The following is a 12,536-nucleotide window of genomic DNA, read 5'->3' on the forward strand; positions in this document are numbered from 1 at the left end:
AGGTGAGGGCGAGATGCTGGGGCCATGGAAGGTTGGCACCACTCAAATGAGGGGGTCTGACTGCAAGTGCGGACTTTCACCACGGGTTCCCCCTGACTAAGGGGGCGTTCAAGAAATGGTGGATGACGTACGCTTCCAAAGTTGCCCGGCGTGCCGGGCTTTGCCCTTTTTCAAAGCTTCATGGGACAGCATATGTACAACGACAAGCGAACCAGATCCGTGATCACGCTTCTGGCGCTCGGACTTGCCGCAGGCGGCAGTTGGGCCGGCAATTTGGTGGCCACCTGGACCAAAAAAGCGCCGCTGGAGCCCTTCCGCTCGGCCACCAGCCCGGGCCCGCGCGCCTGGACCTCCATGGACTTTGACTCCCTGAATGGCAAGCTGATGCTGTTCGGAGGCAGTGCTTCGGGCTTTGTGGCCGACATCTGGCAGTACGACACCGTCGCCGACCAGTGGACCGCCATCGAGAACCCCGCGGATCACTGCCCGGGTACCTTCGGTTTCTCCGGCCCGGACGGTCGAGACACCCAGGTCACGATTTACGACGACTACAACCACCTGTACTGGTCGCTCTCCGGCGGTGGCTACAAGTGCACCGGCACCCGTGCCACGATGCGCACCGCTCAGGCCGGGACTAACACGACCACCGTGGTGGACTCCTCGCTGCCCAGCGATGTGACCTCGGACCACTTCAAGGACTGGACCGTCGCCACCGGCTACGGCAAGGCCTATGTCCAGTCCTACGACTCGATCACCAAGACCCTGACCTTGGCCAGCCCGGTCTACGGCCTGGCTCCGGGCTCGACCTACCAGATCAAGGTGTGGACCGATGGCGGTTCGTGGTACTACTCGCCCGTCACCCGCCAATGGGCGGCGCTGCAGCTGGCCCACTACGGATACACCGGCCCGACGCCCCATGTGGGCTATGGCTCGAACACGCCGGCGGCGGCCTACTCGACGGCCGACAAGGCCATCGTCATGTTCGGCGGCTCCATCAACGGCGTGTCGCTGAATGAAACCTGGGTGCTGGATGCCCGCACCAAGACCTGGGCGCTGAAGAAGCCGAATGCAGAAGTCGGCCCGTACAAGCGCAATGAAATCAGTTCGGGCATGGTCTACGACTCGGTCAACGATGTCTTCATTCTGTACGGCGGCCGTTGCGACGGTTCCGACACCCGCTGCCCGGGTGGCAAGGGCCCCTTGGGCGACACCTGGGCCTACAAGCTGTCGACCAACACCTGGACGCAGATGATCACCCCCGTGAGCCCGCCGGCTCGCATGGGCCACCAGATGTCCTTCGACAAGGAGCATGGGGTGGTGGTGATGCACGGCGGTACCTCGGTGCGCGACTTCTACGCGACCGTGCCGACGACGGCAGAGCTGTTGGCTGACACCTGGATTTACGACTTTGCCAAGAACACCTGGACCGAAGTGACCCCAGCTGTGTCGCCGCCGGCGCGTTATCTCGCCATGATGGCCTATGACCCGATCGCCAAGGTGTCCGTGCTCTACGGTGGCCGCGAGCCGGGCCAGAGCATTCAAGGCAGCGTCTGGCATCTGAGCCTGGCGGATTCGGACAGCACGGTCAATCAGGCGCCCCAGGCTGCATTCAGCGTGTCGCCGGCCACGGGTTCGCTGAACACCACCTTCGCATTCGACGCCTCGACCAGCCGCGACATCGACGGCTCCATCGTGTCCTACGCCTGGAACTTCGGTGATGGCAGCGGCGCCGAAGGCGCCACTGCCAGCCACCGCTATGCCGCAGCCGGCACTTACACCGTGCTGCTGACCGTGACCGATGACCACGGCGAAAGCGCGCAGAAGTCCATCAATGTCGTGGTGACGGACAAGGACGTCACCCCCGACGCATTCAGCTTTGCCAGCGCCACCAATGTGGCCCTGAACAGCTGGGTGGTGTCGGCTCCGGCGACCATCGCCGGCATCGATGCTGCAGCCCCGATCCAGGTCACCGGCGGTGAGTACAGCTTGGACGGCGGCGCCTTCACCAGCGCCCCCGGCACCGTGCTGGCCGGTCAGGTGTTGCGCGTGCGTGTGATGAGCGCCAACACCAATTCGACCACCCGTGGTGTCACCGTGGTGGTGGGTGGCTTCTCGGCCAGCTTCAACAGCACCACCGTGGCCGCCAGCGGCGATGTCAAGCCTTTCGTCTTCAACCCCGAGTCGAACGCAGCCCTGAACACCCTCGTGTCTTCGGGCACGGCCACCATCACCGTCACCGGCCCGACGCCCATCTCGGTGGTGGGCGGTGAGTACAGCATCAGCGGCGGAGCCTTCACCAGCGCAGCCGGCACCGTGACCAACGGTCAGGGTGTGCGTGTGCGTCTGCTCAGCAGCACCAGCTTCGGCAGCACCAAGACGGCAGTCGTGACGGTGGGCTCGCTCAGCGTGCCTTTCAACGTGACAACCATGGCGGAAGACGTCACCCCTGACGCCTTCGCCTTCGTTCCGGTGCCAAGCGCTGCGCTGAACACCCAGATCATCTCGAACAGCATTGGCATTTGGGGTGTGAACACCGCCACGCCGATCAGCATCGTGGGCGGTGAGTACAGCATTGCCGGTGCCCCGTACACCTCCGCGCCAGGCACCGTGGTCAAGGGTCAGACCTTGCGCGTGCGAGTCAACAGCGCTGCTGCGTATGGAGAGACGACCCGTGCCACCTTGACCGTCGGTACGGTCAACGCCGTGTTCAATGTCACGACGGCCAATCTGGACACCACGCCCGACGCTTTTGCCTTCCCCGCAGTCACGGGCGCGGCCCTGTCGACCCAGACGGCCTCGGCCGGTGTCATGATTCGCGGCATCAACGGCCCGACGCCGATCAGCGTGACCGGCGGTGAATACAACATCAATGGCGGCGCCTTCACCAGCGCGGCTGGGACGGTCTTGTCGGGTCAGACCGTGCGTGTGCGTCAGCTGAGCAGTTCCAGCTACGGCGCGACCAACACCACGGTGCTGAACATCGGCGGCGTTACCGCAGGTTTTGCAGTGACCACCTCGGGTGTCGACACCACCCCGGCGGCCTTCAGCTTCGCTGGCCTCAGCAATGTCGACCTGGGCGTCTGGATCACCTCGCCGGTGGTCGTCGTCACGGGCATCAACGCGCCCACGCCGATCAGCGTGACGGGCGGTGAGTACAGCATCAATGGCGCAGCTTTCACCAGCGCGCCCGGTATGGTCAACAACGCTCAATCGGTGCGTGTGCGCGTCACCAGCAGCAGCCAGCATTCCACCGCCAGCACGGTGAGCCTGAATGTGGGTGGTGTGAATGGCAGCTTCACGGCCGTGACAGCGGCTCCCGATACCGAGCCACTGGCTTTCACTTTCCTGGCCAATGTGTCCGCATTGCCCAACACGGTGGTGGTGTCAGAAAGCAAGGTTGTGGCGGGCATCAACACGGCAACGCCGATCAGCGTTGTCGGCGGTGAGTACAGCATTGCGGGCGGTGCCTTCACCTCGGTGGCCGGCAGCATCACCAAGGGGCAGTCGGTTCGGGTTCGCCTGACCACCGGTCCTGAGTATCAGACCAGCCAGAGCGTGACCTTGACCGTGGGCTCTTACAGCACCCGCTTCGATGTCACCACGGCCGTGGCCGATCGCGTCCCGACGCCGTTCTCCTTCGACCCGATCTCGGGTGTGCTGGTCAACACGGCCGTGACCTCGTCGACCCGCACGGTCAACGGCATCAATGCGCCCACTCCGATCTCCATCGAAGGCGGTGAGTACAGCATCAGCGGCGCTGCCTTCACCAGCGCACCGGGTACGGTGTTGAATGGTCAGGGCATCCGTGTCCGCGTCATCAGCAGCAGTGCCTTCGTGTCCACCAAGCGGGCTGTGGTCACCATCGGTGGTGTCAGCGGCAGCTTTGACGTCACCACCGTGGCGGAAGACCCGGTTCCTGATGCCTTTGCCTTCACCGAGGCGACCAACGTCACCCTGGACACCTGGGTGTCTTCGTCGTCGGCCGGCATCTGGGGCATCAACACGGCAGCCCCGGTCAGTGTGGAAAACGGTGAGTACAGCATTGCAGGCGCGGCATTCACCAGCGTGCCTGGCACCATCACCAAGGGTCAATCGATCCGCGTCCGTGTGCGCAGCAGCAATCAGCCGCTGACCACCGCGACCGCCACGCTCAATATCGGCGGCTTCCAGGTCCCCTTCAAGGCGACCACCCGCGCCCAGTGAGGATGGCGCCCCGGGGATTGCACCCTGGGGTCCGCGAGCGACGCATCCGCTCTGGCGGCGAACTCGTGAGTGAGGAACCTTGAAAAAAAGGCCCGGCTCCTTCAGGAGTCGGGCCTTTTTTCTTGATGCAGCAAGTGGTAGCGCTTGAGGGAGGGCAAGGCTTGCCTGGCCTTGCCCCTGGGCTCACTTGAGATCCAGCGTCAGCCCTGAGAAGCTGCTGTAGGCCCGCAGGCCGATGTGGATGGTTTCACCGGCGTTGACGGTCAGCGTGCAGCTTTCCTTGTTGGTGCTGCCGTTCGAGCGACATTGGTAGTTGCTGGTGTCCGGGGCTTCGGCGCGGCGCAGGTAGAGGTCGGCATCGCCGCTGCCGCCACTGGTGCTGAAGGTGACACTGCTGCGGCCGGCCGGCACCGTGTAGACATAGCGCAACCAGTTGCCCTTGGTGGCGGCCAGGCCGGTCTTGGGATAGCCGCTGTTGCCGACCTGCAGGCTGGCCAACAGGTTTACGCCGGTGAAGGCACTGCTGGCCACCAGCTTGATGTAGGCCGTGCCCGGGGCGGCCAGCAGCAGTGTGCAGTTCTCGGTGTTGCCGCTCAGGGCCGGGCGGCAGTCGTACTGAGTGCTGGTCGGTTCGGCGCCGGCGCGCACATAGAGGTCGGCATTGCCGCTGTTGCCTGCGCCACCACTGATGCCGACCAGGACCTGGGTGCCCGGCTGTGTGGTCTTGATGAAGTAGCTCAGGGTTTGATCCTTGGCCGCGCCCAGGTTGTTGACCGGAACGCCGGACTGCAGTTCCAGCGGCGTGCTGCTGGACAGCACCAAGTCCTGGCTCTTGCTGCCGCTGGCGCCGCGGTCGTCGGTGACGCTCAGGGTGGCGCTGTAGCGCCCGGCCTGCAGATAGCTGTTGCTGACCTGGGCGCCGCTGGCGGTGCGGCCGTCACCGAACTGCCAGTCGTAGCGGGTGATGCGGCCATCGCTGTCGCTGGAGGCGCTGCCGTTGAAACTGCAAACCAGGCCGTTGCAGCTGCTGCTGAACTCGGCCACGGGTGGCCGATTGCTGCCATTGCCGCCATCGTCTCCACCTGGCACCTGGTTGTTGAAGTGGCTGGCCACCTGGGGCCAGATCTTGCTGATCTGCACGCCTTGGTTGGTGCAACCGCCGAAGTGGTGCAGGGCCAGCACCTTGCGGCTGCCGGCTGCAATCACCGGTGAGCCCGAGGATCCGCCCTCGGTGTCGCAGTAATAGGCGACATCGGTACCCGAGGCATTGCCCGCCACCGAGGCATTGTCGATCTGGCAGGCCGCACCGCCGTTTTGGTCGCTGGTGACGGCGAGCTGCTTGGGCTTGCCGCCCCCGTGCTGGGCAATGAAGATGGGCTCACCCTTGACCGCAGCCCGCGGATCCAGACCGAGGTAGCCGAAGCTGGCCACTTTGGCGAAATCGTTGATGGTGAACAGCGAGTAGTCCAGGGTGGCGTCGGTCTTGAGCAGGGTCTGACCGGTGACCTTGGTCACGGCGGCCAGGGTGCTGCCGCCGCAGCTGGTTCTCTCGTAGTTGAACCAGACTTCGGTATTGCTCAGGGTGTTCTGGGTCGACAGGCAGTGGTTGTTGGTGAACATGCGGTTGTCGGCGCCGACCCGCCAGCCGGTGCACAGGCCGCTGCCGGCCATCAGGAGCCGTGCCACCGGGCGGCTGCGATCCACGGCACCGGCGTGGCTGGCAGCCAGGCAGACCGGATCGCGGCGTTCGTCGCCGCCACACACGGACAGTGGGGCCGGGCCCGAGCCAGGGCCGCGTCCAGCGGCCTCGTCAGCGTCGATCTGCCCGGCATGGAAACGGTCGATGTGCAAGGCATGGTCGGGCCCCCAGCGCACGCCGGCCGGCAGCACCAGGGTCAGGCGGGCGCGCTCGCCGAACACCGACATTGCGGCAAACTGCCGCAATCCGTCTTCACCGAGGCTGCGATCGAAGGTGCGGTTGTCGGCGCGCGCCGGTTCGGCCTCATAACGATAAAGTTCCTGGCCATCGGCCGAACTCACCAGCACATAGGCACCCTTGGGCAGGCGGAAATCGGCGAAGTGCAGCTTGATGAAATCGGCGCCAGCCTTGTGGAACTGCCGCTCGATGCGGCGCTCGCGGGCCGTCTGAGCGGCTGAGGCTGAGGCCTCGCTTGCTTCGGCGTCCAGGCGCTGCTCGCTGGGCCAGCTGCGCGCCACGGTCAGTGGCCGGGCAGCGAAGGTGCCCGGAAGGGCCGCAGGGTTCGTCTTGACCGCGTCGGCCCGGCCTGTCTCGGCCTGCACCGTTACGGGCAGAAGGCTGCTCAGACTGGCAGCAAGGGCGAGCCCTGAAAGGCTCAAGCTGGATAGGTGTCGCATGGAAGAGGCTCTTTCTCGACAAACATGTCGCGTGAAGTGAAGCCGCAGGACGGACGGATGGGTGGATGGATCGCGCCTGCAGCGGCGCCGGGACCGCTCGACACCGGCCCGCGCATGATGGACACAAGCCCGTGCGGCGACATGTGTAAGTTCTGACAGGGCTGGGCCCGCTGCACTGTCCCCAGCCTCTGTGGACAAGTGCGTGGGCAAGCTGCGGGCGGTGGCTGCAAGTGTCTGATCCGATTGAGTTTTTCTTGCCCTGCTGCGAAATCGAGCAATGTGGATGCAGCCCCCGAAAACGGCCGGCCCCAGCCCTCGGCGGAGCTTGTCCCCGAGCGCTGTGGACAAGTCCGTGGGCAAGCTGCGGGCGAGCCCGGCAAGTGCTTGATGCCAAAGGGAGAAACTTGTCCTGCCGCGAAATGAGGCAGGTGCTGGGCTGGGGTGTCCGGCTTCAGCGGCCGCGCGCCGGCAGCCTCAGGGGCGGCAGGCTGGCGCAGTTGGCCACGCCGTAACGATCCACCCGAACGCGGTAGCGGGCTTTCTCGGGTCGAGTCTGCCAGTCTTCCAGGCTTTGCCGGCAGCTCCACTGCCGCCCGTCACTGGCACGCAGCTGCAGCTCGTAAAAGCTTTGCCGCTTGCCCAAGCGTTCTTCGCCCAGACCCTGGCGTTCGGGGTCGCCGGGGCGCAGATCGGGCCGGGGCCATTGCGGTGCCTCGGGCGCCTGGCCTTGGCGCAGCGCCAGGTACGAGGTGCGCCATTGCAGGGCGCGGTAGTGGCAATGCTCCAGGGCACCGCTGCGTTGGCCGCTGGGGTCGCTGTCGAGCAGGCGGCGGCTCAGCAACTGGGCGCCCTCGGGCAGCTCGTCACACCAGCCGCTGCCGGTTTCCAGGGTGCGGCGCTCCACCTCGATCTCCAGCCGCCAGGTCTTGGCCACCTGCTCCACCTTCAGCCCCTCGGGGCCGAACACCCAGCTCGACAGAGCCAAGAGCCCGCCCCCGGCCAGCATCAGCGCCAGGCCGCGCCACAGGCGCGTGGGCGCAGGTCGGGTGGCTGCGTGGGGGGCTTCAAGAAGGTGGGCATCGTGGCGCTTGCGCATGGTGCGATTGTCGGTGAGCGTGTCGCGCGGGCTGCACCGCCGCCATGACGGCGGTCTGTCGCCCCGCTTTGCGTCTATATTTGCGCGCAATCCAATCAGCGAGGGAGACCTGTGGCTGCGATCTCGAAGAGCAAGCGCGCATTGATCACGGTGGCGGTGGCTGCGGCCTTTGGTGGCAGCCTGTTCCTGGCGCTGCGGGGGCAGAAGCAGGAGGCTCAGGCGCAGCTGGAAGCGGCCGAGCAGGCTGCCGTGCTGCCGCTCAAGGGCTTGATCGCCTTGGATGTGGAGACCTTCTTCAAAGACCCGCGCGTGGTCCAACGTTTGGCTGCCGCGCGCCTGCCAGTCAGCGTGTCCCGGGTTGGCAGCCGCGACATGGCGGCCAAGCTCGACGGCGCCAGCCGTGACACCGCAGCCGACTTCTTCTTCCCCTCCGGCGTGGTGGCTGCCAACCAGGTGGTCGATGCGGCTCGCAAGGCCCAGCTGCCCGTGGCCCAGCTCGCGCCCTTCCACACGCCCATGGTGGTGGCCTCCTGGGAGCCGGTGGCGCGCATCCTGGTGGCCAACGGCCTGGCCAAGCCGCTCTCGCCCAAGGTCTATGGCCTGGACATGGCGGCCCTGACCCAGCTGATGCTGGCCAAGAAGAAGTGGAAAGAGCTCAAGGACGCGGGCGCCTACGAGGTCAGCCGCAGCGTGCTGGTCTCCACCACGGATCTTCGCCGCAGCAACTCGGGCGCCATGTACCTGGCCCTGACCAGCCAGGCCTTGAACGGCGATGTCGTGACCGACCGGCCGACCGCCCGCGCCACCGCCCTCAAGCTGGCCGAGCTGTTCAAGCGCCAGGGCTACCAGGAAAACTACGTCAACGGCAACTTCGACGATTACGTGGCCATCGGCATGGGCAAGACGCCGCTGGCCTTCATCTACGAGAACCAGCTGGTCAGCCATGCCCTGGCCAAGAAGGGCGTCAGCGCCGACATGGTGCTGCTCTACCCGCAGCCCACCATCGTCAACAAGGTGGTGTTCGTCTCGCTGAACGAGCGGGCCAAGGCCCTGGGCGAGCTGCTGGCCAACGATGCAGAGCTGCAGGGCATTGCGGTCGAGTACGGTTTCCGCATCGCCGACACGGCCCGCTTCGTCAAGACCGTGCAGGCCACGGGCCTGGGCGTGGAGCCGCGGCTGACCCAGGTGGTGGACCCGCCGTCTTTTGAATTGATGGCCGAGATGATCGAGGTGGTGGCCCAGGAGATGGCGCAATGATCCGCGTGAACACAATGCCTTGGATTCGAGGGCTGGGCCTGGCGTCCCTGAGCGCGCTCTTGCTGGCCACGGCCGGCTGCGGACGCAAGGCCGAGCCGGCCGCGCCGGCTGCCGACGCACCCAAGCTGGAGTCCGCAGCGGAAGACTTCACCGTGCTGGCCACCAGCGACCTCAAGGATGTGGAGCCGCTGCAGGAGATGGTGCGCAAGGCCACCGGCGTGCGCCTGAAGCTCAAGTTCGGCGGCACCATGGAGAGCACCGAGGCCGTGCTCAGCGGCGAAGCCAAGAGCGACGCCGCCTGGTTCGCCAATGCCAAATACCTGCTGTCCAGCCCGCAGGGCCAGGGCCGGGTCAAGCTCCAAGAGAAGATCATGCTCTCGCCGATCGCTATCGGCGTCAGCGAGTCCGATGCGCGTAAACAGGGCTGGGACCGGCCCGATCTCAAGCTGACCTGGAAAGACATCGCCAACGCCGCCAAGGCCGGCCAGCTGAAGTACGCGCTTTCCAACCCCGCCACCTCCAACCAGGGCTTCATGGCCTTGATGGGCGTGGTGGCCGCCGCCAGCCAAAAGTCCGAAGCCCTCAGCGCCGCCGATGTCGACCGCGGCGCCATTGCCGATTTTCTCAAGGGCTACAAGCTGCCCGGTGACAACTCGAGTTATCTCTCCGAGCAGTTCATCCTGCAGCAAGGCCCCAAGGTCAATGCCTTCATCAATTACGAGAGCTGGCTGCTCAGCCTCAATGCCTCGGGCAAGCTGCGCGAAAAGCTGACCCTGATCTACCCGCATGAGGGCGTCAGCACGGCCGACTACCCCTTCATGCTGCTCAACGAGGCCAAGCGGGCCGACTACCTCAAGGTGGCCGAATACCTCAAGAGCGAGCCGGCCCAGCTCTGGCTGGCGCGCCAGACCCTGCGCCGCCCGATCAAACCCGAGCTGAACGAGCGCGTGGCCGATGTGCTGCCGCGCCAGGGCCTGCAGGTCGAGCTGCCTTTCTCGCCCGACCGGGCGCTGGCCGATGGCCTGATCGCCGCCTACCTCAACGAGTTCCGCACTCCGATTGCCTCGACCTTCGTGCTCGACACCAGCGGCAGCATGGCCGGTGGCGGCCGGCGCCAGCAGCTGGTCGAGGCCCTGCATTACATCGCCGGTGCCGATGCCTCGCTGACCGGCCGCATCGCCCGCCTCAGCAACCGCGAGCGGCTCTGGTTGCTGCCCTTCTCGGACCGGCCCGGTGAGCTGCAGCCCTTCGAGCTGCCGGCCGCCGGCAAGGCCGGCCGCGGCGTGGCCGAGCAGGCCGACAGCGAGGCCAAGCAGCAGGTGCTGGCCCAGGTGCGCCAGACCGCCGACGAGCTGCGCATGAAAGGCGGCACCGCGCTCTACGACGCGGTCTACCTGGCCCTGGCTCAGATGCTGGAGCAGCGCAACCAGCATCCCGGCTACCAGTACTCGGTCGTGGCTTTCACCGATGGTGAGGTCAACAAGGGCCGCTCGCTGGCGCAGTTCGAGCGCGACTACCAGGCCCTGCCCGAGGACGTGCGCGCGATTCCGGTGTTTGTCGTCGTCTTTGGCGAGGCCAACGAGGCCGAGTTGAAGGCGCTGGTCAAGACCACCGGCGGTCGCGTCTTTGATGCCCGCCGCACGCCGCTGTACAGCGTGTTCAAGGACATCCGGGCGTATCAGTGATGGGGCTGGCGGCGGCAGTGTTTCGACTCGTGGCCTCGCCGGCCAACTGGTGCGGCCTGGGTCTGGCCAGCGGGGTGCTGCTGCTCAAGGCCGTGGGCCTGCTGGGAGCTGGCTGGGGCCTCGGTGTGGCGGCTCTGGGCTATGGCGCTGGCTTTGTCATCGGCGGGCTTTGGTGGGGCTTTCCGTCCCGCCGCGAGCCGGCCTGGGAGGCCTTGCAGTTCAGCGACGAAGGCGATGCCCGCGAGGCCATGGAGCGCGCGCTCGACGGCGTGCGCCGTCTGACCGAGTACAACCCCGAGCAGCGCATCCCGCCGGCCCTGCAGGGCCGCGTGCTGGCCCTGTGCACGGCGCTCGATGGCCTGCTGCAGCAATGGGAGCGCAGCAAGGGCAATCTCTCCCTGCAGGACAGTTTTCACGCGCGCCACATCGCCATCCGCTACCTGCCCGAGGCGCTCAACACCTACCTGTCCATTCCGGCGGCATTTGCCAGCCGCAAGATCCTGGACAACGGCAAGACCGCCGAAGCCACCTTCGCCGACACCCTGGCCGAGCTGGAGGCCAAGGTGCTGCAGCTGGGCGACGATCTGGCGGCGCAGGATGCCCACGCCTTTCTCGTCCATTCCAAATTCCTGAGCCAGAAGTTCGGCCCGCAAGGCCTGGACGCCCCGGCACTCAACACCGCCCCCGAGGAGCGCAAGCCATGAACTCTCCGTCCGCCCCGACCAGCACGGCCACGCCCGCCTTCCAGCTGCAGCCGCCCGAGGTCATCCACCCGGTGGCCGCCGAGGCCACGCGCGAGGCCGTGCCGCTCAAGCCCGAGCTGGCCCAGCAGGTCGATGCCCAAGTGCTGCAGTTCATCGACGCCCTGGCCCGCGAAGACCTGCACAGCGAAGCCTTCAAACAGCGCCTGGACAGCGCCTTCGCCCTGGGCAAGGAAGAGATCTCCAATGCGTCCTCGCTGATGCAGGGCCGCTTCATGAACCGCAATTTCGCCGGCATCGAGGACACGCCGGCCTACAAGGCGATTGCCGAGATCCGCGCCCAGCTCGACGAGCTCAACCCCGGCGCCGACGGCGACTTGCTTCAGCCGCGCAAGCTGCTGGGCATCATCCCCTTCGGCAACAAGCTGGAGGCTTATTTCCGCAAGTACCAGAGCGCGGCCGAGCAGCTCAAGACCTCGATGGGCCAGCTCTACGCGGCCCGCGATGACATGCAAAAAGATGTGATCGACATCGAGGCCACCCGCGCCAAGCTCTGGGACGCGATGCAAAAGCTCGCCGCCGCCGCGCGCTTTGCCGGCGCCCTGGACAGCCAGCTGGCCGACAAGGTGCAAGCCCTGGAGCTCAGCGACCCGCAGCGGGCCCAGGCCTTGCGCCAGGAGGTGCTGTTCTACGCCCGCCAGAACCTGCAGGACATCCAGACCCAGCAAGCCGTCTGCGTGAACGGTTATCTGGCCCTCGATGTGCTGAAGAAGACCGGCCGCGAAATGATCAACGGCTGCACCCGTGTGGCCACCACCGGCATGAGCGCCCTGGCCGTGGCCCAGACCGTGGCACGCGCCACCGGCAATCAGATCCAGGTGATGGAGATGCTGCAAGGCGTCAACGCCACCATCGGCAATCTGATCAGCGAGACCGGCCGCGCGCTCAACCAGCACGTCGAGCAGACCACCCAGTTCGCGCAGAACCCCATGCTGGGCATTGACAAGATGAAAGAGATGTTCAACCAGACCTTCCAGGCCATGGATGCGATGGACAACTTCCGCGCCAAGGCCATCGATGTGATGGGTCAGAACAATGCCATCCTGAAGACCGAGCTGGCCCGCGCCGAAACCTATGTCGACCGGGTGCGCCAGCAGCGCGCGCGGGAGGCGGCGGGCGGTCAATGACGAGGGCTTGCCTGGCCCGCTGACCTCGTGC

Annotated in this window: 7 protein-coding genes; 5 read left to right on the forward strand and 2 right to left on the reverse strand. The window is 66.0% G+C overall.

Going from position 1 to position 12,536, the window contains the following annotated elements; translation table 11 throughout:
• Positions 1–219 precede the first annotated feature (219 nt).
• Positions 220–4,203 carry a Kelch repeat-containing protein gene (locus tag C1O66_RS02380; protein WP_165794429.1) on the forward strand — a complete coding sequence of 1,328 codons (3,984 nt, stop codon included), beginning with the start codon at positions 220–222 and terminating at the stop codon, positions 4,201–4,203.
• Between the two features lie 183 nt (positions 4,204–4,386).
• Here C1O66_RS02380 and C1O66_RS02385 read toward each other — a convergent pair whose 3' ends face one another.
• A complete protein-coding gene (locus C1O66_RS02385; protein WP_102766384.1) occupies positions 4,387–6,579 on the reverse strand; it encodes a pre-peptidase C-terminal domain-containing protein in 2,193 nt (730 codons plus the stop codon).
• 451 nt (positions 6,580–7,030) lie between these two features.
• Positions 7,031–7,675 carry a hypothetical protein gene (locus C1O66_RS02390; RefSeq protein WP_102766385.1) on the reverse strand — a complete coding sequence of 215 codons (645 nt, stop codon included), beginning with the start codon at positions 7,673–7,675 and terminating at the stop codon, positions 7,031–7,033.
• Positions 7,676–7,786: 111 nt separating this feature from the next.
• On the opposite strand from C1O66_RS02390, the gene C1O66_RS02395 reads away from it, so the two are divergent.
• Genes C1O66_RS02395 through C1O66_RS02410 form a run of 4 tightly spaced genes read left to right on the forward strand, consistent with a single transcriptional unit; the run spans position 7,787 to position 12,505 of the window.
• Positions 7,787–8,932 (forward strand): hypothetical protein, encoded by a 1,146-nt coding sequence (locus C1O66_RS02395; protein ID WP_102766386.1) that lies wholly within the window; start codon positions 7,787–7,789, stop codon positions 8,930–8,932.
• Between the two features lie 14 nt (positions 8,933–8,946).
• A complete protein-coding gene (locus C1O66_RS02400; RefSeq protein ID WP_165794430.1) occupies positions 8,947–10,617 on the forward strand; it encodes a vWA domain-containing protein in 1,671 nt (556 codons plus the stop codon).
• A gap of 17 nt (positions 10,618–10,634) precedes the next feature.
• Positions 10,635–11,321: a hypothetical protein gene (locus C1O66_RS02405; RefSeq protein ID WP_133155074.1), complete on the forward strand. Its 687-nt coding sequence runs from the start codon at positions 10,635–10,637 to the stop codon at positions 11,319–11,321.
• Positions 11,318–12,505 (forward strand): toxic anion resistance protein, encoded by a 1,188-nt coding sequence (locus C1O66_RS02410; RefSeq protein WP_102766389.1) that lies wholly within the window; start codon positions 11,318–11,320, stop codon positions 12,503–12,505. The genes C1O66_RS02405 and C1O66_RS02410 overlap by 4 nt, the downstream gene beginning before the upstream one ends.
• Positions 12,506–12,536 lie beyond the last annotated feature (31 nt).

This window comes from Paucibacter aquatile (assembly GCF_002885975.1).
GTDB classification, from domain to species: Bacteria; Pseudomonadota; Gammaproteobacteria; order Burkholderiales; family Burkholderiaceae_C; genus Paucibacter_A; species Paucibacter_A aquatilis.

Bases quoted from the DNA above. Each gene is read 5' to 3' on its own strand.
- C1O66_RS02390 (WP_102766385.1), bottom strand. From the start codon at position 7,675: ATGCGCAAGCGCCACGATGCCCACCTTCTTGAAGCCCCCCACGCAGCC.
- C1O66_RS02385 (WP_102766384.1), bottom strand. From the start codon at position 6,579: ATGCGACACCTATCCAGCTTGAGCCTTTCAGGGCTCGCCCTTGCTGCC.
- C1O66_RS02410 (WP_102766389.1), top strand. From the start codon at position 11,318: ATGAACTCTCCGTCCGCCCCGACCAGCACGGCCACGCCCGCCTTCCAG.
- C1O66_RS02400 (WP_165794430.1), top strand. From the start codon at position 8,947: ATGCCTTGGATTCGAGGGCTGGGCCTGGCGTCCCTGAGCGCGCTCTTG.